Annotated in this window: 21 protein-coding genes; 14 read left to right on the top strand and 7 right to left on the bottom strand. The window is 35.5% G+C overall.

The annotated features are described in order from the left end of the window. Positions 1-53 precede the first annotated feature (53 nt). The 4 genes from BLV35_RS04635 to BLV35_RS04620 form a co-directional block, all read right to left on the bottom strand. Positions 54-611: a CopD family protein gene (locus tag BLV35_RS04635; protein ID WP_091085439.1), complete on the bottom strand. Its 558-nt coding sequence runs from the start codon at positions 609-611 to the stop codon at positions 54-56. Continuing rightward, on the bottom strand, positions 598-1,953 hold the full coding sequence (locus BLV35_RS04630) for an MATE family efflux transporter (RefSeq protein ID WP_091085436.1): 1,356 nt from the start codon (positions 1,951-1,953) through the stop codon (positions 598-600). Before BLV35_RS04630 ends, BLV35_RS04635 begins: the two co-directional genes overlap by 14 nt. Continuing rightward, complete coding sequence (hemH, locus tag BLV35_RS04625; RefSeq protein WP_091085432.1) at positions 1,954-2,985, bottom strand: ferrochelatase; 1,032 nt, start codon at positions 2,983-2,985, stop codon at positions 1,954-1,956. 162 nt (positions 2,986-3,147) lie between these two features. After that, positions 3,148-4,020 (bottom strand): helix-turn-helix domain-containing protein, encoded by an 873-nt coding sequence (locus BLV35_RS04620; RefSeq protein ID WP_091085430.1) that lies wholly within the window; start codon positions 4,018-4,020, stop codon positions 3,148-3,150. Positions 4,021-4,248: 228 nt separating this feature from the next. On the opposite strand from BLV35_RS04620, the gene hemA reads away from it, so the two are divergent. The 14 genes from hemA to BLV35_RS04550 all read left to right on the top strand — a co-directional run bounded on the left by hemA (position 4,249) and on the right by BLV35_RS04550 (position 17,307). Beyond that, complete coding sequence (gene hemA / locus BLV35_RS04615; protein ID WP_091085428.1) at positions 4,249-5,505, top strand: glutamyl-tRNA reductase; 1,257 nt, start codon at positions 4,249-4,251, stop codon at positions 5,503-5,505. Positions 5,506-5,578: 73 nt separating this feature from the next. Then, on the top strand, positions 5,579-6,505 hold the full coding sequence (hemC, locus tag BLV35_RS04610; protein ID WP_091085426.1) for a hydroxymethylbilane synthase: 927 nt from the start codon (positions 5,579-5,581) through the stop codon (positions 6,503-6,505). Continuing rightward, complete coding sequence (locus tag BLV35_RS04605) at positions 6,505-7,209, top strand: uroporphyrinogen-III synthase (RefSeq protein WP_091085424.1); 705 nt, start codon at positions 6,505-6,507, stop codon at positions 7,207-7,209. Before hemC ends, BLV35_RS04605 begins: the two co-directional genes overlap by 1 nt. A gap of 46 nt (positions 7,210-7,255) precedes the next feature. Continuing rightward, entirely contained in the window at positions 7,256-8,281 is a 1,026-nt protein-coding gene (gene hemE / locus BLV35_RS04600; protein ID WP_091085420.1) for a uroporphyrinogen decarboxylase, read from the top strand. A 6-nt stretch (positions 8,282-8,287) separates the two neighbouring features. Next, positions 8,288-8,668 (top strand): hypothetical protein, encoded by a 381-nt coding sequence (locus tag BLV35_RS04595; protein ID WP_091085415.1) that lies wholly within the window; start codon positions 8,288-8,290, stop codon positions 8,666-8,668. A 157-nt stretch (positions 8,669-8,825) separates the two neighbouring features. Then, positions 8,826-9,830, top strand: coding sequence for a carboxypeptidase-like regulatory domain-containing protein (locus tag BLV35_RS04590; RefSeq protein WP_091085409.1), 1,005 nt, complete (start codon positions 8,826-8,828; stop codon positions 9,828-9,830). Between the two features lie 16 nt (positions 9,831-9,846). Then, a complete protein-coding gene (gene hemF / locus BLV35_RS04585) occupies positions 9,847-10,749 on the top strand; it encodes an oxygen-dependent coproporphyrinogen oxidase (protein WP_091085407.1) in 903 nt (300 codons plus the stop codon). A 162-nt stretch (positions 10,750-10,911) separates the two neighbouring features. Then, a complete protein-coding gene (gene hemB / locus BLV35_RS04580) occupies positions 10,912-11,904 on the top strand; it encodes a porphobilinogen synthase (RefSeq protein ID WP_091085406.1) in 993 nt (330 codons plus the stop codon). Positions 11,905-11,969: 65 nt separating this feature from the next. Then, the gene (locus BLV35_RS04575; protein WP_091085403.1) at positions 11,970-12,383 is read left to right on the top strand and encodes a c-type cytochrome; all 414 of its coding nucleotides are present in this window, start codon (positions 11,970-11,972) and stop codon (positions 12,381-12,383) included. A 199-nt stretch (positions 12,384-12,582) separates the two neighbouring features. Further along, positions 12,583-13,053 (top strand): methylated-DNA--[protein]-cysteine S-methyltransferase, encoded by a 471-nt coding sequence (locus BLV35_RS04570; protein ID WP_091085400.1) that lies wholly within the window; start codon positions 12,583-12,585, stop codon positions 13,051-13,053. A gap of 116 nt (positions 13,054-13,169) precedes the next feature. Next, the gene (locus BLV35_RS04565; RefSeq protein WP_091085399.1) at positions 13,170-13,883 is read left to right on the top strand and encodes a 3'-5' exonuclease; all 714 of its coding nucleotides are present in this window, start codon (positions 13,170-13,172) and stop codon (positions 13,881-13,883) included. 131 nt (positions 13,884-14,014) lie between these two features. Further along, positions 14,015-15,709, top strand: coding sequence for an ABC transporter ATP-binding protein (locus BLV35_RS04560; RefSeq protein ID WP_091085397.1), 1,695 nt, complete (start codon positions 14,015-14,017; stop codon positions 15,707-15,709). Between the two features lie 201 nt (positions 15,710-15,910). Beyond that, positions 15,911-16,930: a PAS domain S-box protein gene (locus BLV35_RS04555; protein ID WP_091085396.1), complete on the top strand. Its 1,020-nt coding sequence runs from the start codon at positions 15,911-15,913 to the stop codon at positions 16,928-16,930. After that, complete coding sequence (locus BLV35_RS04550) at positions 16,927-17,307, top strand: response regulator (protein WP_091085390.1); 381 nt, start codon at positions 16,927-16,929, stop codon at positions 17,305-17,307. The genes BLV35_RS04555 and BLV35_RS04550 overlap by 4 nt, the downstream gene beginning before the upstream one ends. 123 nt (positions 17,308-17,430) lie before the next feature. On the opposite strand, the gene BLV35_RS04545 is transcribed toward BLV35_RS04550, so the two are convergent. From BLV35_RS04545 to BLV35_RS04535, 3 genes are all read right to left on the bottom strand, one after another. Then, a complete protein-coding gene (locus BLV35_RS04545) occupies positions 17,431-20,463 on the bottom strand; it encodes a M4 family metallopeptidase (protein WP_091085386.1) in 3,033 nt (1,010 codons plus the stop codon). Positions 20,464-20,711: 248 nt separating this feature from the next. Next, positions 20,712-23,915, bottom strand: a complete 3,204-nt coding sequence (locus tag BLV35_RS04540; RefSeq protein ID WP_091085381.1) for a M4 family metallopeptidase — start codon at positions 23,913-23,915, stop codon at positions 20,712-20,714. 635 nt (positions 23,916-24,550) lie between these two features. Further along, positions 24,551-25,210, bottom strand: coding sequence for a CoA transferase subunit B (locus BLV35_RS04535; protein WP_091085378.1), 660 nt, complete (start codon positions 25,208-25,210; stop codon positions 24,551-24,553). Between the last annotated feature and the right edge of the window lie 31 nt (positions 25,211-25,241).

Raw genomic sequence — 25,241 nt, 5'->3', positions numbered from 1 at the left:
TTTTCATCTTTTTATATATCAGTATTAGGAGAAACTGAATACTGAAAGACTGATCACTGATCACTGTTTTTCTCTCGTATTCTCTTGTAAAATTTAAAGCCCAACATAATCGTAATTGAAAATATAAAAATGCCAGCTACTCCGTAAATCCAATTAACTGCATTTTTTAAGACCACTAAAAAAACTACTGCAAAAAGAATGATGGTAGCGCCTTCATTCCATAAACGCATAAAGTTAGTTGTGTATTTAACTTGGTCGTTTTGCAATTGCTTAAATATTTGATGGCACTTACCATGGTATAAATACAACACAAATACAAAGCCAAGTTTTACATGCATCCATGGCATTTGCAACCAAGATCGTCCTAAGGGAGTGAAAAATAACATCCAAAACGCAAAAATACTAGCCAGAACCGCCGACGGCCAAGTGATAATATACCACAAGCGATAAGTCATGATTTTGTATTGTTTTTGCAGTATCTCTTTCTCTGGAGATGGTTTGTCATTTGCTTCAATTTGGTAAACAAACAACCGAACAATATAAAACAAACCTGCAAACCAGGTAATTACAAATATGAGGTGTAGGGATTTGAGGTAGTTATAATATTCCATCAGTAGTTTTAATCAATTTTGTATTCATTTCTTTCTTTAGAAAATAACCGGTTAGTATTGTTGACAACACATCGGCAATAGGGAAGGCCACCCACACTCCAAAAATACCGAAAAAATTCGGTAGTATCAGTACTAACGGAATTAAGAAAAATCCTTGTTTACTCAGCGTCAGCATTAATGCTTTTTTAGCTTTCCCTGCCGCTTGAAAATAGGCAGCCCCAATTAACTGGATGGCTATAATAGGAGAAGCGGCAAATACCCATCGCAAGGCATTCGGTGTTTCGGCAATAACTTTTGGGTCGGTGGTAAAAATGGTTACTATTGGCGTGGCATAATAGAGAATAACAACAAATATCAACGATGCTAATAGTGCGGCATATTTGATGGATATTTGAATGCTTTCTTTTACTCTTCCAAAATTTTGAGCCCCATAATTATAACCGGCAATTGGGATAAATCCTTGTGTAATTCCAAGAATAGGGAACAGGGCAAACATCAACATTCTACTTATTATTCCGTAAACGGCGATTGAATGTTCGCCCCCATACGAGTATAAAGTATGGTTGAGAATAATTGCCAAAACAGCTATAACTCCTTGTCTTGAAAAAGTGACAAAACTTAGTTCTGTAATTTCTTTTAAGATTGGTAAGTGTAGCTTAAAATGTCGTGCTTTTAGTTTTAATTCGCTTTTATAAACAAAGAACCAAAGAACAAAAAGGAAGCACATAAAATAGGAAATGGAGGTTGCTAGCGCAGCTCCAAACATGCCTAATCCCATCGTTTTTATAAAAATAATATCTAAAATGATATTGACAAAAGCAGGAATAATCATGGCGACCATGGCAAACTTAGCTTTGCCTTCTGCTCTTATGATATTGTTTCCCATCATGCAAAGTGCCAGGAAAGGCACAGAAAGAATGATTGGGGAAAAAAATTCAGCTGCCGGTGCAATGATAGCTCCTTTTGCACCAAAAAGCAGTAGCATTTCAGTACTAAAAAAAATCCCTAGCAGTACAAAAAGTGACGCCAAAATAAAGGTCATCATAATTTGATTGGCAAAAGTAGTTTTCGCTTTTTCGCGATCTTTTGCACCCAAAGCTCTAGAAAGAACAGAACCGCCACCTACGCCAATAGCCATTCCTAATGATGAAATCAGGAACGTTATGGGCAACACAACGGTTACAGCCGCAATAGCTAGAGAACCAATCCACTGTCCGACAAATATGGTATCAATAAGAATATTGACGGACATGAACAAAATCCCAATAGAAGCAGGCAAAGCCTGCTTCATCAAGAGTTTTTTTATGTCTTCGGTTCCTAGTTCTTCGGCTGAAATTGCCATTTACGCAGTTGTTTTTTCAACAGCTACCCATTTGGTAATCCAATTGCTTACAGTATTGCACCAAGCATCACTATCGTTTAAGCAAGGAATTGCCAAGAATTCTTCGCCTCCATGTGCTTTGAATTCGTGGTTGGCTTCCATCGCGATTTCCTCTAATGTCTCTAAACAATCAGAGACAAAAGCTGGGGTTACCACCGCTAATTTTTTGATTCCTTTTTCAGGCATTTTGTTCACTTCGACATCCGTGTAAGGCGTAAGCCATTTGTCACCCGCTAAACGCGATTGAAACGTTTGGCTGTATTTTCCTTCTGGAATACCTAATAATTTCACGACCTGTTTTGTGGTTTCATAACATTGATGACGATAACAAAACTCATGTGCCGGTGAGGGCGTATTGCAACAAGAGCCGTCAATTTTACAATGTGATTTAGTAATATCCGTTTTGCGAATGTGACGCTCCGGAATTCCATGGTAAGAAAACAATAGATGGTCATAATCGTAACCTTCCAAGTGTCCTTTTATAGAATCGGCAAGGTTTTGTAAATAGTCTGGTTTGTTATAAAAAGCCGGTACAATCGTAAATTTCATTTCTGGGAAATACTTTTTACGGTGTTCTTCAGCTAGTTCTAATATCGTAGTCGTTGATGCCATCGCATGTTGCGGGTACAAAGGAAAAAGCATCACTTCAGTAACGCCTTGATCGTGTAATTCTTGTAACCCTGACAAAAGAGATGGGTTTCCATAACGCATGGCAAGGGAAACGGGAACATTCACTAATTGTTTAACTTTAGCATGCATTCTTTTTGAGATCACGACAAGCGGAGAACCTTCGTCCCACCATATTTTAGCGTAGGCTGCAGCCGATTTTTTAGGTCTTGTTTGCAAAATGATTCCGCGAACTAATAATGCTCTTAACAAAAACGGAACATCAATTACGTATTTGTCCATTAAAAATTCATCCAAATAAGGTTTTACATCTTTTGCAGTTGGACTTTCAGGAGAACCTAAGTTGACTAATAATACACCTTTCATAAATTATTTCTTTTTATTATTATCATTGCTTCAGCTTTTCAGGCAGAACCCTTGAGTGCGAAGCATGTGGAATCTTGTGGCAAAAGTAATTAAAGTTGGTTTGCTGTAAATTACGATTAACTATTTTTTATTTATTGTTTAATATATAAAACCGATGACGAATTACGTATTCGGATTTATGGACATTAAGTATTTCTTTGGCGTTGTGGCAAATTTCTTTTTGAAGGCAGCGATGAAATGACTTCCGGTGCTGTATCCTATTTTTAATCCTACCTCATTTACGTTATAGGATCCACTGTCGAGTAACTTTCGAGCAAAATCCATTTTGTAATCAAATAGAAATCCATAAACAGTATCGCCGTAAATTTGTTTGAAACCCATTTTCAGTTTCTTTAAATTCAAACCTATTTCATCGGCTAGTTCTTGTAAACCTGGTGGTTCAGCCATATTAGCAATAATAATTTCTTTGGCTTTTCTAATTTTCATCACATTGTCTTCATCTATTAAAAACGGACATTGTTCTGCATTGGGATCTTCGGTTCTATTGAAATACAAACTCAATAATTCGTAGCCTTTTCCTTTGTAGTACAAGTTTTTTATGGAAGGATGTAGGTTGTAATGAAATAATTGCGATAGTACAATGGCCATCGACGGACTTATCTTTCCTTCGTTATAATATTTCTTGTCTTTATTGTCTCCGCTCAAAAAAGTAATGTAATCGGCTTCTGTTGAAAATAAAGCGTGAAATTTCTTGATTGAAATAATTACCGAAATCACCCATGAATTTGGCGCTAGTTCTAGATTTAATGGCAACTCTTTTTGCGGATTGTATAAAAGCAATGATTTTTCTTCTTTCAACTCTAAGGAATAGTTCCCTTGGTTGAATATAAATTTAGCACTTCCTTTTAATCCAAAATGAAACTGAATCAACCCACTGCTGACTTCGCGCTGGGCATTAAAGGATTCTGTGCTGTCATTCTGAAAACGAATTAAGGTAAAGTCATCTTCAATTTTTATAATTTCTTGAGAACTCATAGCGACATTTTTTAATTTAAAACATGACAATTATCAATAGCTTTAGTTTAGAACGACTCTAAATAAGCGAGGCGTGATAACTTGATTTCACTACAAAACTAACTATTTTTGCATTAAAACAGACGATTGGAAACAAAAAAACATCCAGCGACACAAAAAGAACTTCTAGCGTTACTTTTATAAAGTCTATAGTGATAATTTTGTCTCACTTTTTGGAAAAGTATTTATATGGAAAATAATAACCTATCAAAGCATCAGTATTTTTACTCCGTTGGATTAAGCTATAAAAAAGCAGATGCCGAGATTAGAGGAAAATTTAGCTTAGATGCTTTAGCTAAAACACGTTTACTGGAACAAGCAAAAGAGGAAGGGATTGAAAGCTTAATCGTAACTTCTACTTGTAATCGAACTGAAATATACGGATTTGCAGAACACCCCTTTCAATTAATAAAATTGATTTGCGAGAACAGTCAAGGTAGCGTTGAATCATTTCAAAAAGTTGGTTTTGTATACAAAAATCAAGAAGCTATAAACCATATGTTTCGCGTAGGAACAGGTTTAGACAGCCAAATTCTTGGTGATTTTGAAATTATTTCCCAAATAAGATCCAGTTTTACGCAATCAAAAGCGATGGGGTTAGCTAATAACTTCATGGAAAGATTAGTGAATGCGGTTATTCAAGCGAGTAAAAAAATAAAAACAGATACAGAAATTAGCTCCGGAGCCACTTCGGTGTCTTTTGCTTCGGTTCAATATATAATGAAGAATGTAGAAGATATTGGAAACAAAAACATTCTATTGTTCGGTACAGGGAAAATTGGTCGTAATACCTGTGAAAATTTGGTTAAACACACCAAAAACGAACACATCACTCTAATCAACAGAACGAAAGATAAAGCGGAGAAACTAGCGGGTAAACTAAACTTAATCGTAAAAGATTATTCAGAGTTACATCTCGAGTTACAAAAAGCAGATGTTGTTGTAGTTGCTACGGGCGCCCAAAATCCTACTGTAGATAAAGCAATTTTGAATCTAAAAAAACCTTTATTGATTTTAGATTTATCCATTCCTAAAAATGTAAATGAAGATGTTCAGGAATTAGATGGCGTTACATTAATTCACATGGATTATTTGTCGCAATTAACGGATGAAACTTTAGAAAACAGAAAAAATCATATTCCAGCTGCTGAAGCTATTATCGAAGAAATCAAAGAAGAGTTTAATGTTTGGACAAAAGGACGAAAATTTGCGCCTACCATTCATGCTTTGAAAGAAAAACTAAACGCTATCAAAACTTCGGAATTAAATTTCCAGAGTAAAAAAATAGCTGATTTCAACGAAGAACAAGCAGAGATTATTAGTGCAAGAATTATCCAAAAAATTACTACACACTTTGCTAACCATTTGAAAGATGATGATACCATGGTGGATGAAAGTATTGAGTGGATCGAAAAGGTTTTTAAAATAGGTCTTGCAGCAAAGTAAATTTATACGAAATTCTAAAATTTCTTAATGGTTTTTCTTTTTTAAGAAACCTTTTTGAAATCAAAATATAAAAATGGCTGAAAAAACAATACGAATTGGAACTCGCGATAGCGAACTCGCACTTTGGCAAGCACACACAGTAGAAAAAAAGTTAAACGATTTAGGGTATAAAACAAAAATTGTATCGGTTAAATCTACTGGAGATATCATTCTTGACAAACCACTTTACGAATTAGGAATCACAGGAATTTTTACTAAAACACTTGATGTTGCTATGATAAATGGTGATGTGGATATTGCTGTGCATTCTATGAAAGATGTTCCTACGGCTTTGCCAAAAGGGATTGTTCAAGCTGCAGTTTTAGAAAGAGCGAATACCTTAGATATTTTAGTGCATAAAGGCAATCTTGATTTTCTTAACGAATCAGGGACTATTGCTACAGGAAGTTTACGTCGACAAGCGCAATGGCTGAATAAATATCCAACACATAAAGTAGTTGACCTTCGCGGAAATGTAAATTTGCGTATGAAAAAGTTGAACGAAGGAGACTGGAACGGAGCTATTTTTGCCGCTGCTGGTTTAGAAAGAATCAACTTAAAACCGGAGAATTACATTAATTTAGATTGGATGATTCCCGCTCCCGCTCAAGGAGCTATGCTTGTTGTTGCTATGCAAGAAGATGCGTTTACATTAGACGCTTTGTCTCAGCTAAATGATATTGAAACCGAAATCGTAACCTACATAGAACGTCAGTTTCTAAAAACATTAGAAGGCGGTTGTACCGCACCTATTGGAGCTTTGGCACGTTATAATGAAGAAGAAGATACCATTCATTTTCAAGGAGTTCTTTTTTCGCTTGACGGAAAAGAAAAAATAGAAGTAGAAAAAATTGTTCCTATCGAAGAATGGAAAAAATTAGGTTTCTTCTCTGCCCAAGAAGTATTAAATAATGGCGGAACAAAATTAATGACGGAAATTAAAAATAACTTAAAGAAATAATGAGTCAAATAAGTATTTTATCAACTAAAACATTGTCTGCAGAACAAAGGCAGGTATTTATCGATGCTGATTTTGATCTTTTAGAGCAAGATTTTATCGAAATTAAGAACAACCTTTTTGAATTAGATAAATTCAACGATAATTTGATTTTTAGTAGTCAAAACGCTGTTGCAAGTTTAATCGAACAAAGCGGTTGGGAAGTTCTTAAGACTAAAATGGTCTTTTGTGTAGGTATTAAAACCAAAGAATTACTGGAAGCTAACGGATTTACGGTGAGTGTTTATATGGATTATGCTTCTGAGTTAGCGGAGATAATTACATTAATTTATAGCAAAGAAAGTTATACTTTTTTGAGCGGAAATTTACGTAAGGAAACCTTGCCAGCAGCCTTAAAAAGTGAAGGAATAACTTTTAATGAAATAGAAGTGTACCAAACTACATTAGCGCCTTTCAAAATATCTGATCAGGAGAATTTTGACGGAATAATGTTCTTTAGTCCATCTGCTGTTGAAAGTTATTTGAGTAACAACAAAATCAAAAAGGAGATTTGCTTTTGCGTAGGGAATACTACTGCAAAATCATTAGAATTAAACAAAGTTAAAAACATTGTAATTGCCGAAATCCCAACAATCGAAGACGTAATTATTGAAGTGATTCAATATTATAATCCGGAAGAAAGTATCGAGCCTACAGCTGAAAATTAAAAAATCCAATACCCTCGCTGCGGTGGGGAATAAAAAAAATAGAATTATGTTAAAGAATGACTTATTTTTAAGAGCATTAAAAGGAGAAACAGTTCAACGTCCACCCGTTTGGATGATGCGTCAAGCCGGAAGATATTTGCCTGAATTTATCGCTTTGCGTGATAAATATGATTTTTTTACGCGTTGTCAAACTCCAGAGTTGGCTGCCGAAATTACGGTGCAACCGATTCGTAGAATTGCTCCAGATGCTGCGATTTTATTTTCAGATATCTTGGTGATTCCACAAGCAATGGGAATTGAAGTTGAAATGAAGCCAAATTTTGGTCCATATTTACCAAACCCTATTCGTACGATTCAGGATGTAGAAAAAGTAATCGTGCCAGATGTGCATGAAACTTTAGGATACGTTTTTGACGCTATTAAATTGACTAAAGAAATGTTGAATGATGAGGTTCCATTAATTGGTTTCGCAGGTTCACCATGGACAATTATGTGTTACGCGGTAGAAGGACAAGGATCTAAAAGCTTTGATAAAGCCAAAGGATTTTGTTTTTCACACCCAGAAGCAGCGCACGTTTTATTACAAAAAATTACAGACACGACTATTTTATACCTAAAAGAAAAAGTAAAATCGGGAGTAGATGCCGTGCAAATTTTTGACTCTTGGGGCGGAATGTTATCGCCTGTAGATTATCAAGAATTCTCTTGGAAATACATCAATCAGATCGTTGAAGCTTTGGCCGATGACGCTCCGGTAATTGTTTTCGGAAAAGGATGTTGGTTCGCCCTTGGCGAAATGGGAAAAAGCCGTGCTTCGGCATTAGGAGTAGACTGGACGTGTTCTCCTAGAAACGCAAGATATTTGTCTGGCGGAAACATTACTTTGCAAGGTAATTTTGATCCATCAAGATTGTTATCTCCTATTCCGGTGATTAAGAAAATGGTACACGAAATGATTGACGAATTCGGTAAGGACAAATACATCGTGAACTTAGGTCACGGAATTTTGCCTAATATCCCAGTAGATCACGCTAAGGCGTTTATTGATGCTGTTAAGGAATACAATCAATAATAGCAGATGCTAAACAAAGGAGTTAGAGACGAAAAGAAAGTAAAGATTGACAATATGTTAAGTACTTTACTTTCTTTGGTTTTTGTTCCAAAATTTTGGAATATAGAAGACACTAGTTTAATTGATAATCAGTTGACTGATTTCGACTTAACAACTGCTATTCTTGACCAAATTGAGGAAAAAGATTTGATTTCGTTATTGGATAAACACAATATGGATTGGGCTCAAAAAGAACAATTCGCTGATTTTTTGGTTGCTTTTTCCAAAGAGAATCCATTTGATTTAACTGAAAAAGCAATTGCTGTTTATGAGCATATTCAATCCGAAAGCAAAACTTTTTCGTTCGAAATTTTTAGTAAAATAGCTTTGGCGAAAGCCAATTTATAGTCAAGAATAAATTACAATATTCATAAGTAGCAATTTATTCGTTTACCAATAACGTTTTGGAGGTAGAGTTATTTTTTTAGTTGGAGATTGAAAATCTATTCGATTTAGATGATGATTTGTTAATGAGATGAGATTTTGAAGTTAAAGTTGATAAAATATGAAAACACTTGTACTGCTTTTATTTGTTACGGTTTGCTTTGCTCAAATTAGAGGTAAGGTCGTTGATGAGAATAAAGAGCCTCTTGCGGTGGCCAATGTTTACTTTGACGGAACCACAATTGCTACGATAACGGATAAAAATGGAAATTTTCAACTGGATAATACTTTTAGATTAAATACTGTTTTGGCCGTAAGTTTTTTGGGTTATCAAACGCAATATTTAAAAATTGATTCAGATAAGGAATTGTATATCGTTTTAAAAGAAGTGGTTCAGACATTAAATGAGGTAGTAATTAAAAAAGACCTATTTTCTAGAAAACAAAAAATGGAGCTGTTTAGGGACCAATTCCTAGGTAAAACTTCCTTTGGGAGAGCTTCTAAAATTGAAAATGAAGACGATATTTATTTTGTATACGATAAAGATAAAACAACAATAAACGCATTCTCTGACAAGCCATTAATTATCGTCAATAGCGCATTGGGGTACAAGATTACCTATGAATTGTTGAGTTTTGAATCTAAGTTTTGGAAATTAAGTGTTAATTCAAATGATGTGGTAAAGAGTTTTTTTTCTGGTTTATCTCGTTTTGAAGAAACTAATTCAGGAGCTAGAATAATAAAAAACAGAGAGAAATGTTATAATGGCTCACAATTAGATTTTTTTAGAAATTTAAAAAATAAAACTTTAGGGAAGGATAGTTTTCTGGTGTTTGAAAAATCTTATCAAGTAAGTCCAAACGATTGCTTCACGATAAAAGACACCTTAGGTTCTAAGAAAGTTGCTGTTGCACGTCAGGATAGGGGTCTGCATAGCAAAAAATTCGTGGCTGAGTATAGTTTATTGCACAAAAAGAATGGTCAGTCAAAAATAATTTTCGAAACTACTTCCTTTTACGTAGATCAGTTTGGGATCAATTCAAATATTGAAGATATAAGTTTTTCGGGTAAATTATCAGAGCAAAGAGTTGGAAATATGTTGCCTATGAATTATCAAATTAATTAATTGTTGCTGTTAAAACATGAAAAATAAATTTTACGCATACATACAAAATTTACAAGACACCATCGTTGCAGGATTAGAAGCTGTCGATGGTCAAGCTAAATTTAAAGAAGACTTATGGGAACGCCCAGAAGGTGGAGGAGGAAGAACTCGAGTAATCGAAAACGGTGCTGTTTTTGAAAAAGGCGGTGTCAATATCTCTGCTGTTCACGGTAAATTACCAGACAGCATGCAAAAACTATTCAATGTAGGAGAAGCTGATTTTTTTGCGTGCGGATTGAGTTTGGTCTTGCATCCAAAAAGCCCGATGGTGCCTACGGTTCATGCCAACTGGCGCTATTTCGAAATGTATGATGAAAAAGGAAAGGTGATTCAACAATGGTTTGGCGGCGGACAAGATTTAACGCCTTATTACTTGTTTGATGAGGATGCAATACACTTTCATCAGACTTGTAAAACAGCCTGTGATAAACACAATCCAGAGTTTTATCCAAAATATAAAAAGCAATGTGATGCCTATTTTTGGAACGCACATCGTCATGAAGCACGCGGAATTGGAGGGTTGTTCTTCGATTATTGCAAAGCGACAGACGAGATGAGTATGGAAAACTGGTTTAACTTTGTTTCTGAAGTTGGGAATAGTTTTCTTGAAGCCTATGTTCCAATCGTTGAAAAGAGAAAGGAATTAGAGTACACAGCAGAACAAAAAACATGGCAAGAAATCCGTCGTGGTCGTTATGTTGAGTTTAATTTGGTTCATGATAAAGGGACTTTATTTGGACTAAAGACGAATGGAAGAATCGAAAGCATATTGATGTCTTTGCCACCGCATGTGCAGTGGGTATATGATCATCATCCGGAAGCAGGAAGCGAAGAAGAAAAATTAATACAAGTTTTAGAAAATCCGAAAGACTGGATTTAAGATTGCTGAATAACGATTTTTGATTTCAGATATAACTAATCGTTAAACGACATTCTAATAAATATAAAAATAATAAGATTGAAGACCGATGATTTTTGATTAATGGTGACAATCAACATAAATCAAAAATCGTTAATCAAAAATCGTTAATCATACATCATTATGTTCCCATTACACAGAGGTAGAAGATTAAGAACTAACGAATCCATGAGAAGTTTAGTTCGTGAAACAACTTTAAGTCCGTCAGATTTTATGTTTCCTATGTTTATTGCAGAGGGAGAAAATGTAAAAATTGAAATCGCTTCGATGCCGGGAATTTTCCGTCGTTCGATTGATTTAACGGTGGAAGAAATCAAAGAGCTGTTTGCTTTAGGCATTCGTGCAGTGAATATTTACGTAAAAGTAAGTGAAAACCTAAAAGACAATACTGGAAAAGAAGCTTGGAATAAAGACGGATTGATGCAAGAAGCGATTCGAGCTATCAAAGCCGCTTGTCCCGAAATGATTGTTATGCCAGATGTCGCTTTAGATCCATATTCTATTTATGGTCACGATGGTATTATTGAAAATGGAGATGTAGCAAACGACCCTACAAATGACGCCTTAGTGAAAATGGCCGTTTCACATGCTGCCGCTGGTGCCGATTTTGTGGCGCCATCTGATATGATGGACGGTCGTGTTTTGCGCCTGCGCCAAGGACTTGACGCTGCAGGATTCCATAACGTGGGAATCATGAGCTATTCCGCTAAATATGCTTCGGCGTTTTACGGGCCATTTCGTGATGCATTAGATAGCGCGCCAGTTGACAATAACGATATTCCAAAAGACAAAAAAACCTATCAAATGGATTATGCAAATCGTATTGAAGCGATCAAAGAAGCCCTCTGGGATGTTGAAGAAGGCGCAGATATGGTAATGGTTAAGCCAGGAATTGCTTATTTAGATATCGTACGTGAAGTAAAAAATGCTGTAAATGTTCCAGTGACGGTATTTCATGTTTCTGGGGAATATGCGATGATCAAAGCCGCTGCCGAAAGAGGTTGGTTAGATCATGATAAGATTATGATGGAACAACTTATGTGTATCAAACGCGCAGGGGCAAGTTTGATTTCGACTTATTTTGCAAAAGAAGCCGCTGTGATTTTAAATAAGTAAAACTGATAATTATCATTTTTTAAAAGCTTTTAGTAGATTAACTTTGAGTTCAAATATTAAAAATCATGAAAAAAATAGTAATTATTGCGATCGCATTAGTAGCATTCTCTTGTAAGGGAAAGGAAGAAGAATCTTTTGGTAAAGAAGAACCAGCGGCGTCTACAGAAGCATCTTCTGAAGGAATGCCAGCCGTAGCCCAAACTCCAGAAGAACTTGGCGCAACACTCTTTAAAGGAAAAGGCAATTGCGCCACCTGTCATCAAGTAGACACAAAAACTATTGGGCCTAGTGTACAAGATATTGCTGCAGTTTATAAAGCCAAAGGCGGAAACATTGTCGCTTTCTTAAAAGACGATGCAAAACCCTTGGTTGACCCAAGTCAATATGAAGTAATGAAAGCAAATTTTGCAATTACAAAAGCAATGTCTATCGAAGAATTGCAAGGATTAGAAGCGTATATCAATTCTAATTTAAAGTAATTTAGACATTCTACTTGTAGTAGATTAAGGAGCTTTTTCCCGCTGTACACTATATCTTTATGTTTTTAAAAACAAAAACATAAAGGATGTCGTTTCCATCAGGGCTAAAAAATAAGAACCATTCGTAAATCGAGTGGTTTTTTTATTTAGAAACAATTTCGTAAAACTTTGTGTACTTTGCAGGTCATAATTATTTACTATGGAAACTACTCACATTAAAACACCACTGGGTATTGCTACAATTATTGGGGATAAAAACGGTATATTCTCAATTACTGTTGCAGACGAGGCAACGATTCCAGCTATAATTCCAAACGTTTTACAAGAAGCAGTCACTCAACTCAACGAATACTTTGACGGAGAAAGAACCGACTTCACTTTAAAACTAAATCCAAAAGGAACTGAATTCCAACAAAAAGTATGGAAAGCATTATTAGAGATTCCTTTTGGAAAAACTAGAACTTATTTAGAACAGTCCAAGATTTTAGGAGATGTGAAAGCAATTCGGGCTGTGGCTTCCGCCAATGGAAAAAACCCGCTTTGGATTGTTGTGCCTTGTCACAGAGTAATTGGTTCAGATGGTTCGCTCACCGGTTATGCAGGAGGTTTGTGGCGTAAAAAATGGCTTTTGGAACACGAAAACCCAACAAATCAACAAAGTTTATTTTAGAGAATTAAATATAAGTTGGCCGATTTTCTTTATATTCGAACATCGTTAATGTCAATCGAAATTTTCGAGAGAATTGGAAATCTGTATTAATCCGTGTAAATCTGCGTGCCATAAATATGATAGAAAAAATCAACCTCAATAATATCCTTTTCTTAGATATAGAAACAGTACCAGAAGCCGCTGATTACACTGAACTGGATTCGGAAATGAAAGAGCTGTGGGAACACAAAACCCAATACCAACGAAAAGACGAGTATACTCCAGAAGATTTTTATGATCGTGCGGGAATCTGGGCTGAGTTTGGAAAAATAGTTTGTATCTCTGTTGGATACTTTACCATCAAAGGGGATATCCGGAACTTTCGGGTCACTTCCTTTTTTGGAGAGGAAAAGACAATCCTGAAGGACTTCAATAATTTATTAAACAATCACTTCAACCAACCGCAACATATTTTGTGCGGCCATAATGCTAAGGAATTTGATATTCCGTTTATGGCAAGAAGAATGATTATCAACCAAATCGCACTGCCTGATAAACTCAATTTATTTGGTAAGAAACCATGGGAAATCCCCCATTTGGATACGCTGGAGTTATGGAAGTTTGGCGATTATAAGCATTATACTTCTTTAAAATTAATGTGCAAAGTACTTGGGGTACCTTCGCCAAAAGGTGATATCGACGGCAGTCAAGTAGGTCATGTTTTTTATGTAGATAAAGACATTGATCGGATTGTAACCTATTGTGAGAAAGACACTATTGCCGTTGCTCAGATTTTTCTTAGGCTACGAAGAGAGGATTTGTTGATTGATGATGAGATTATTCATGTTTAATAAGCCGCTTACGAATAGTAAATAAATGGAATGTAAGCGGTTACTTCAATTTCTGCCATAAGTATTTTGTTGTTTGATAGTCTTTTTAAAAAAAATGTGTTTAAAGCGGTTAAATTTTTACTTTTACATTTATGAATAAGCCTTTACTTTCCGTTCAGAATCTCGAAATCTCCTTTAAAAAAGAAGGGGTTTATACCGCTGTTATCAAGAACATCAGTTATGATTTACAACAGAATGAAATCCTAGGTATAGTTGGAGAGTCTGGTTCTGGGAAGTCAGTCTCTTCTTTAGCGATTTTGGGTTTGTTACCTGCTAGTATTTCAAGAATTTCAGCAGGTGAGATTCTTTTTGATAGTAAAAATGTAGGTAATCTAAACGAAAAGGAACTGCAGCAACTTAGAGGCAATGAAATCGCCATGATTTTCCAGGAGCCGATGAGTTCGCTGAATCCATCTTTGAAATGTGGCTTTCAGGTACAAGAGATTTTGTTGCAACATACAAGCTTGTCAAGAGCAGAAACCAAGACGGAGACACTTTCGTTATTCGAGAAAGTTAAATTACCTAATCCAGAAATATTATTCGAGAAATATCCTCATGAGATTTCAGGAGGGCAAAAACAACGTGTGATGATTGCTATGGCGATTGCCTGCAAACCACAATTGTTGATAGCAGATGAACCTACAACCGCCTTAGACGTAACTGTTCAAAAAGAAATTATCCAGTTGTTAAAAGACATTCAGCAAGAAACCGGGATGAGTATTATATTCATTTCTCATGATTTGTCACTGGTTTCAGAGATTGCTCATCGAGTTTTGGTGATGTATCAAGGAGAAATTGTGGAGCAAGGAGAAGTAAAGCAGATATTCAAAGATCCGCAACATAATTATACGAAAGCCCTAATTGCTTCGCGTCCTTCTTTAGATTTCCGATTGAAGAGATTGCCCACGATTCAGAATTTCTTAGATGATACAATTAATGCTGAGATAGTAACCCAAGAGGATAGAGCTAGTTTTCACAATAAATTGTACAGTCAGACACCCATTTTGGAAGTCATAAATGTGGAGAAAGAATATTTTTCTACAGCAGGTTTCTTTGGAAAGAAATCAGGATTTAAAGCGGTGAATGACGTGAGTTTTAAATTGTATGAGGGAGAAACATTAGGTTTAGTAGGGGAGAGTGGTTGTGGAAAATCGACCTTAGGAAATGCCATATTACAATTAGACAAGGCTACCGCAGGGCAAATATTATATCGAGGTCAGGATATTACTAAACTTGGCAATGCAGAACTCAAAAAACTAAGAAAAGAAATTCAAATTATTTTTCAAGATCCTTACTCGTCATTGAATCCAAGGATTCCTGTAGGTAAGGCCATTATGGAACCTATGAAAGTGCATGGGTTGTATAAAAATGACAAAGAAAGAAAAGCCAAAACGATTGAAATTCTCGAAAGAGTTGGTTTAGGAGAAGAATATTTTAATCGGTATCCACATGAGTTTTCGGGTGGACAAAGACAACGCATCGGAATAGCAAGAACTATTGCGTTACAGCCCAAATTAATCGTCTGTGACGAATCGGTTTCAGCATTGGACATATCCGTTCAAGCACAGGTTTTAAACCTTTTAAATGAGTTAAAAGAGAATTTTGGGTTTACCTATATTTTTATTTCGCACGATTTGGCTGTGGTGAAGTATATGAGTGATCAGGTTTTAGTTATGAACAAGGGAAGAATAGAGGAAATTGCAGATGCAGATGCCTTGTATGCCAATCCTCAAAAAGAATATACAAAAATGCTGATTGAGGCTATACCCAAAGGGAATGATAGTTAGGCTGACTGCCCCAAAACAGCTATAATTATATCATAATACAAAAAGGAATGCTATATTTGCGGTATCGAAATTGTTTTAAAAACAGAAACGAGAATCCCCCTTCCTTTTTTAAGATCTTGACTGGTTGAAAAAAAGCATAGTAAAGAAAGTCCCCCCTTAATTTAAAGCTTTTGCAATACCCATTGCAATTTTTCATACAAGATGATTAAAGACGAAAATACATATTTAATTTTAGTTGTTGAAGACAATTTAACTGACGCTTCGCGGATTGAACAGTTGTTATTGGAACTTAATTTTGATTTTCAAATTAGATATGCAAAAAGCTTCGAAGAAGCCATTGCGATTTTGTCTTCAGACGATAAGTTTTTTGATGTTGTCCTGCTAGACCTTACGTTACCAGATATAAGTCCGCAAAATTTGGTTAATGAAATGATAGATAAGGTATTGTTTTGTCCTATAATAGCGCTAACCACAAATGCAGATGTGGATTTCAGTATCAAATTAATTTCCCAAGGTATTTCAGATTATTTAGTAAAGGAAGGCCTAACAGCTGCGATGTTGTATAAGAGTATTATTTGCTCAATTGAGCGCAAAAAAATATTTTATTCATATGATGATGCAAAAACACGATATACGGACCTTTTTCATCTAAGCCCGCTGGCTATGTGGGTGTATGATCTGGGAACTTTCCAATTTTTAGATGTTAATGAGGCCGCTATAAAGAAATATGGTTATACCAAAGAAGAATTTTTAAAAAAGACCATAAGAGAGATACGACCAGAGGAGGATTATCCACTATTTGACGAAGGAGTTCATTCTTTTAACCAATATAGAGATAGCTTAAAAAAAAGATATTTTAGACATCAGAAAAAAAACGGAAATATAATTGATGTAGAAATTCAAAGTAATATTGTTTTCTTTAACAATCAGAAAGCAAAGTTGGTTATTGCAAATGATATCACCAAGCAGATGCAGCACATTAACACGATTGAAGACCAGAATAAAAGTCTCAAAGACATTGCCTGGACACACTCTCATGTTGTTAGAGCTCCATTAGCAAAAATGATGTCTATTGTTGAGTTTATGAAGGAATCAGTTAACATGCCTTCAGACTACGAAGACTTATTGAATCACTTTCTTGATTCAAGTACTGAACTGGATTCTATTATTAGGGATATTGTAAAAAAAACAGAAACAATAAATAAAATTGAAGACAAATGAGTTACCATGTAGTTGTTGTAGATGATGATGAAATAATTCTGTTTTTACACAGTAAAATAATAAAAGCAGTTGGTCTTCATGATTCGCCGAGAACCTTTAATTCGGGAACTAAGGCTTTGGATTTTTTTGATAGCCTTTCTAATGATGAGGAACGTATTTTACTATTTTTGGATATCAACATGCCTGTTATGGATGGCTGGGGCTTGTTAGATATTATCCATCAAGAAGGGTTTAATAAAAAAATCGAAGTTATTATGGTTACTTCTTCTGTAGACCAAGAAGACAAAGACAAGGCAGCTTCGTATTCAAAAATAATTCATTTTGTTGAAAAACCATTTAGTAAAGCAAATTTACAGGCTTTAGACCTCGGTTTTTAGTAGACCTAACAGTGTGTTAAATTACAGAGTTGTTATTTCTCTAATTATTATTTGAAAGAAGTTGATCTCATAAAAAAAAGCCTCACAGGATGTGAGGCTTTTCTAGTATTTAAAAAGAACGTATTACTTCTTTGCAAAAGGTTTAACAACAGTTTTTTCTCCGTTATTGAATTCGAAGAAATAAATTCCTTTTGTTAGGCTACTCACATTAATGGCGTCTCCAGAAGTTTTTCCGTTTTGGATTTCAAATCCAAGTGAGTTATAAATTTTATACGAACCTTCTTTATGTTCGTTTACAGAAATATTTATAAATTCAGTTGTTGGGTTTGGGTATAAAGTAACATCAAAACCTGAGTTTTCATTTGCAGTTGAAGAATTGATTCCGTTAAATGCAGCACCATCAATTATAACGGTATAATCTTCGACTTGCCCATCAGAAAAAGTTTCACAAGCAGAAGGGACACCTCCATTTTTCATGGAAACTCTCATCCTGGTTGTACCAGTAGTTGCTAATGTTGGAATTGAAATTGTTCCACTAACAGAAGAACTTGGAGTTGCTCCAATGGTCATTACTTGTTCTCCAGCATCGTTAAAATCTCCATCGGCATTAAAATCAATCCATACGGAGTATCCTTCTTTGAATTTTCTATTTGCCCAAAATGGTGTTATAGTAATTGTATAGGTACTTCCTTTTGATACATTCGTTGAAATTGAAGTGTAATCTACATAACCGCTACCACTTGAAGTAGTATTATTAATTGTATTAAAAACGACACTAGCAATGTTTTCGCTGGCAGTACTATTTCCTTGAGAAGCACAATAGTTTGAAACTACAGGAGCAGTGGTTGTTACGCTAATTACATTACTTGAAGCAGAAATGTTTCCTGCAGCATCTTTCGCCTTCACAGAGAAGCTATAAGCAGTGTTGGCAGTTAATCCAGTTACAGCATATGAAGTGCTTGTTACAGTTGCTTTTAACGTGCTACCTTGATATACATCATATCCTGTTACTGCTACATTATCTGTAGAGGTGGTCCAAGTTAAATTAGTTGAAGTTGCTGTAGTCGAAGCAGCTGTTAAACTTGTTGGAGCAGTAGGAGCAGTAGTGTCAGGAGTAGGAGTAAGGGTAGTTACACTTACAGTGTTACTTGAATCAGATACATTTCCAGCGGCATCTTTAGCTTTTACAGCAAAAGTATAAGCCGTACTTGCTGATAATCCTGTCACAGTATAAGTTAATCCAGTCACCGTAGTTACTAAAGTTGTACCATTGTAAACATTATATCCAGTAACCCCTACATTATCAGTAGATGCTGTCCAAGATAAGTTCGTTGATGTAGTTGTTGTTCCTGATGCCGCAAGACTTGTTGGAGCCGTTGGAGCAACAGTATCTGTCGAGCCAATATAGGCGGCGCCTACTCCTACTGCATAGAATGCATTTGTTGTAGCTATTGTTTCCGCTGAAGTAGCTCCGTACAGATCAGTTGATGCTTGAATTCCATAAGTTCTAGCTTCTGCATAAGTTGAGTTTGCCGATAAATAAACACTTTCTAAACGATAAGAAATTTTAGCAGCTTTATCTATTCCTATACCCGTTACACTATATGAACTTCCAATATCATTTGTTCCATTTTTACCTTGTGTAAGAATATAAAACCAGTGATTTAATACACCACTGTTAGTATGAACACCACAGTAATCATTTCTATTACTTGGTCTACATCTAGATTGATCGACCCAGTTCGTTCCGCCATATGTATCTGGTTGCCCTTCGCTTTTTGGATTGCTCATGGAGCGCAATGCTAAGTGTCCTGCTCTTCGTTCAATATCTTCTCCTATTAACCAGGTAGATTTATTTGGAGCGGCATAGTATTCGATACAAGCTCCCCAAATATCAGAAAACGCCTCATTCATAGCGCCAGATTCTAATTGGTAAGCCAAATTTGCTGTATTTGAACAAACGGCATGACCTATTTCGTGTGCGGCAACATCAATTGATGTAAGAATATCAAAATAAGTTCCGCTTCCATCGCCATATGTCATTACACTACCATTCCAGTAAGCATTATCATAATTACTACTGTAATGTACATAACTTTTTATGGCAGCTCCTGCACCGTCAAAGCTGTTTCTTCCATGAACGGACGTCCAATAATCATATGTTTTTTCGGCTCCCCAATGAGCATCTAATGCCCCATTATCTTTGTTTGCATTGTTATATTCAGCTGCAGTCCAATTGTTGTCGGCATCTGTAAAATTAACTGCTGAAGAGTAGTTAGTACCTTTGTTCATGTTGTAGGTCATAACTCCATTACCACGAGTAGCGTCAGAAAGGATATACGATCCTCCACTTGAGGCAGTTTGTATGGTTTGATTTCCGCTATAGCGTGTAGCTGCGTTTGCGGCAACAAAAGCTGTCGCAGCATTTACATTTTCAGTGTTGCCAATGTTTTTACTTCCATGACTATATTCGCCTAAATGTTTAATAGTGGCGTTGTAAAATAAGGATTTTCCTGTAACTGCATCAATATAAATATCACCACGGCTTACGGGGTTTGTGGCATAAATGTCATATTTATATGCTAAACGAAGTTGCTCCTTTTTTTTACCAGTAACATCTTCATCCGTAATAGGCAATAGAACTAATTCTCCCTCGGGTTTTTTATAATCAATAAGTTTTGCATCTGCTTGAGAATCCCAAAGGTATTTTGTTGCACCAATTTCTTTTAATGCGCTGTTAAAAGCCTGTTCTTTTGATAATGTAGCGTTTATATTTACATTTTCTAGTTGATAAAACTCGCCGCTCATTGATTCTAATTTCCCTGATTTAGAATGCAACGTATAGGTCGAAAATTCCACTTTTACCCCTTGATGGAATAATTGAAATTTTTCATGTAAAAAGCCTAATTTGTCTTTTTCAGATTTCGTTTTCGTATAGTTAGAATTGTCTTTTAAATCTAATTGTTCTTTAAATGCTTTTTGTGAATCAGATTCCTTATAAGATGATTTTTCATTAAAAATTATCAAAGAAGGTTTTCCTCTTTGGTCGATAAATTTTTGTTTCACATTTTTACTTGCATCTTGCGCGTTCGTTTGTAATGTTAACAAAGAAACGGATGCAAATAATGCGATCTTTCCGAGTAGAGTTGTTTTCATTTTTTGGTTTTGGTTATTTTTCCTAAAAATAAGTTTATTTCTTAAAATAGTGAATTAAAATGTTAAAAAAAATTAAAAATCATGAGTTTTTATATATTATTCTAACATTATATAGGAAAATGATTAATCTGTTTGAATTGTATTTAGTCGTAAAACATAATAAAGTAATAATATTATGTCAATCGTTATTATTTTTAAATAAAAAAGCTGTCTCGAAAGAGACAGCTTTTTTCTATTTTTAAGTGATGTTAATTTTTCACGAATTTTTTAGCCACTGTTTTTTGACCGTCATTTACTTCTAAGATATAAACTCCAGCTCCTAATTTATTAACGTTTATTCCGCTTTCAGATAGTTTACCTGCGTCAACTTGTTGACCAAGGAAATTAATAAGTCGGTAAGTTCCTTTTCTACTATCCGCCATTCTTACATTTAGGATGTTATCTGCAGGGTTTGGATACATTACTACATCTGAAATTGAATCTTCGTTTCCTAAATCAATTGCGACTTTGGCAGTTGTAATGGTTGTTATTGCGGCAGCACCAATATTAACAGTGTAATCTTCAACTTCTCCATAAGAGAAAGCCTCACATGCAGTTTGTGCCGCATTGTATTTCATTGACACTCTCATACGAGTTGGACCCGCTAAAGCTGAGGTAGGAACCGTAAATGTGCTTGTTAAGTTTGCGCTACTAGAAGAGGATCCTGACACCATTTCTTCAGCAGTTTCAAAAGTTCCATTTTGATTATAGTCAATCCAGATTTTCCAATATTCAGTGTAAGCTGTACCGCTAAAACCAGCACTAAACAAGATAGTGTTTGAACCATAAGGAAGATTACCAACAAGGTTAGTAAAGTTACCATATCCAGCATTACCAGCTGTAGTGTTATTGATACCTCCTATTGAAACATAGTCAATATATTCATCAGCTACAGAGTTCCCTTTAGAAGTACAATATACTAGAGTATTATTTAATGTAGTTACATTTACCACATTACTAGATGCCGATATATTTCCTGCAAGATCCTTTGCTTTTACTGTAAATGTATATGCTGTATTTGGAACTAATCCTGTAACGGTGTATGACGTTCCTGTAACGGAGCTTTTTAATGTCGTTCCTTGGTAAACATTATATCCTGTAACACCAACATTATCTGATGACGCACTCCACGTTAGATTTGTGGCTGTGGTGGTTGTTCCTGAAGCAGCTAAGTTTGCAGGAATAGTTGGAGCGGTTGTGTCTGCGGCACCGGCTGCAATATTTACGGTATAATCTTCAACTTCACCATAAGAAATAGCTTCACATGAAGTTGGTATTGCATTGTATTTCATTGCGACTCTCATTCGTGTCGCTCCATTAGCCGCTGACGTTGGCACTGTAAACGAACCTGTAACTGGTGTTGTTTGAGATGCAGCTTTACTCCAAACTAATTCTCCAGCATCGCTAAAATCTCCATTTTTATTATAATCGATCCATACGGCATAGCCTTCATTATATTTTGTTCCAGGCCATGTTGGTGTGATTGTAATTGTGCTTGAAACTCCTTTTGTTAAGTTGGTCGAAATAGAAGTATAATCAGTATAACCACTACCACCAGTAGTTGTATTATTTATGGTGCCTAATTGAACTTTGCTAATGTATTCATCGGCAACACTATTTCCTTTTGAAGCACAATAATTTAGTACTCCATAAGCTGAGCCAACACCTACAGCATAAAATGCATTAGTTGTAGCTATAACTTCAGGAGATCCAGCTCCGTATAAGTCAGTTGCTGCTTGAATACCATAAGTTCTGGCATTAGCATAGGTAGAATTAGCAGATAAATAAACACTTTCTAAACGATAAGCTATCTTGGCAGCTTTATCAATATTTATTCCGGTAACATTATAAGAGTTTCCAATGTCATTTGTTCCTGATTTTCCTATCGTCAAGATGTAAAACCAATGATTTAACACTCCGCTGTTTGTATGTACCCCGCAATAATCATTTGCTTGTGTAGGAGTACCACATTCAATTAGTTTCCAATTTGTTCCGCCATAAGTATCTGGTTGCCCTTCACTTTTTGGATCACTCATAGAACGTAATGCTAGACGACCTGCTCGTCTTTCTATGTCTTCTCCGATTAACCAAGTAGATTTCCCTGGTGATGCGTAGTATTCGATACATGCGCCCCAAATATCAGAAAAAGCCTCATTCATCGCGCCAGATTCTTTCTGGTAGGCTAAATTTGCTGTTTTCTCACAAACGGCATGACCAATTTCGTGTCCAGCAACATCTATTGATGTTAAGGCATCAAAATAGGTGTCGCTTCCGTCACCATAGGTCATAACGCTACCATTCCAGTAAGCATTGTCATAAGCGAGGTCATAATGCACGTAACTTTTTATCGCCGCACCTATATTATCGTAACTGTTTCTTCCATGAACTGCGGAAAAATAGTCGTATGTTTTTTCTGCTCCCCAATGTGCGTCAAGGGCAGCATTGTCTTTATTGGCATTATTAAATTCCGTAGCAGTCCAGTTATTGTCGCTATCTGTAAAATTTACCGCAGCACTATAATTAGTTCCTTTTTTCATATTAAATGTTTGAACTCCGTTTCCACGTGTAGCATCAGATAATATGTAAGAAGAACCGCTTAAAGCAGTTTGTATTGACTGAGTTCCGCTATATCTAGTAGCCGCATTTGCTGATACAAAGAAAGTTTTTGCAGCGTTTGTGTTTTTTGCTGAAACCTTATTTAAGCTACTACTTTTTGCATGGCTATATTCACCAAGATGTTTGATTGTTGCATTGTAGTAAAGTGCTTCCCCAGTTATTGCATCGATATATAAATCACCTCGACTAACAGGACTCGTTGCATAGATGTCAAATTTGTATGCTAAACGAGCTTTTTGATTTGTGTTTTTTTCACCTTGATCAATCATAGAAGGAAGAAAAACTAATTCTCCCTCAGGTTTATGGTATCCTATTTTTGAAGCGTTTTCAGGATTTTCCCATAAGTATGTTGAAGCGCCTATTTGGTTGAGCGCTTTTTTAAAGGCAGTTTCTTGCGAGATAGTTGGAATTGCTGCTGTATTTTGTATGTCATAATATTCACCGCTCATGGAAGTTATTTTTCCATTTTTAGAATGGAGTGAGTAGGTCGCGTATTCTACTTTTACACCTTGGTGGTATAATTGAAACTTTTCGTGGGAGAAACCAGATTTGTCAGATTCAGTGTTCATAATAGAAAATGTAGAATTATCTTTTAATTCTAATTGTTCCGTCAACACTTTTTTAGAATCTGTCGATTTGTAAGTGGAGTTTTCATTGAAAGTGATTAGGGATGGTTTCCCATTTTCGTCAACAACTTTTTGTTTTACGTTTTTGGCAGAATCTTGGGCGCTTCCGTCAATAGCAAATAATGATACGCTTAGTACAAGCGCAATTTTACTGAGTAATTTTCTTTTCATTTTCTGTAGGTTAAATGTTAATAAAAGATTAAAATTTTCATTTCCAAATGTAGATTAAAAAGTAAGAAAAGGAGCAATATTTTTATTTATTTTTGTATTTAATCGGATTTATGTGCGTATAATCGATAAAAAGACTGTGACAGTAGGAGATGCTGAGGTATTTTATTTTTTAGTTTAAAAGGGTAAAATATGGTATTGACGTAGATTTATAGGGTTAGTTTCCAGGTATTTAGTTATTACGTAGATATAAATGCAGTATTTTGTCTAAAAAAAGCTATTTGTGAGTTTTACTTACAATAAAATCCCCCTGATATTTTGTGTATTTATTTTTCGATTGCATTGTGTAAATGGAAGGATAAAGGAATGGGTGTCACAAGAATGGATGTTGCATTTAATTTATCTTCAACTTCGTTATTAAAGAAATTTGCGTGAGTTTTACTGTTGAAATTTGTAGTGAATGCCTTTGGAATTGTTTAAAAATGATACGAAACCCCAATCAAGAGCAGTAGCAACAAATAGAATTCATTAGTAATTAAAAAAAAGAAATCGGCACAGAAGTAATTCTGTGCCGATTTCTTTTTAATGTTAATCTAGCGACCCTTTTTTAGGACAACCTATGTTTATTTATAAAGAGTTTAGTCAATAATCATCTCTGGAATATCGCCTTCAATAATCAAAGTTGCTTCAGTAGAAGCGATTATATGTTCTACTGTCACTCCTGGAGCACGTTCTAAGAGTTTAAAACCTTTAGGGGTTACTTCTAATACAGCCAATTCAGTCACTACTTTTTTGACACAACCTACACCAGTCAATGGTAAGCTGCACTTTTTAAGAATCTTAGATTGCCCAGCTTTGTTTACGTGCATCATGGCAACGATAATGTTTTCGGCAGAAGCTACTAAATCCATTGCGCCTCCCATTCCTTTTACCATTTTTCCTGGAATTTTCCAGTTGGCGATATCTCCGTTTTCAGAAACTTCCATAGCTCCCAGAATAGTTAAGTCGACATGTTGTCCACGAATCATTCCGAAACTTAGAGCTGAATCAAAAAAGGAGGCTCCCGGTAATGTCGTTATTGTTTGTTTTCCTGCATTGATTATATCTGCATCTTCTTCTCCTTCAAAAGGGAAAGGCCCCATGCCTAAAACACCGTTTTCGCTTTGAAATTCAACGTCAATTCCTTGCGGGATGTAATTGGCTACCAATGTTGGAATACCTATCCCTAAATTTACGAAATAGCGGTCTTTAAGTTCTTGTGCAATACGTTTCGCAATACCTATTTTGTCTAATGCCATAATATTAATGTGTTAATTAGAGAATTCGGAA

It is taken from the genome of Flavobacterium gillisiae, from assembly GCF_900107635.1.
Taxonomy (GTDB): domain Bacteria; phylum Bacteroidota; class Bacteroidia; order Flavobacteriales; family Flavobacteriaceae; genus Flavobacterium; species Flavobacterium gillisiae.
This window is presented reverse-complemented; position numbering and strand designations above follow the sequence as displayed.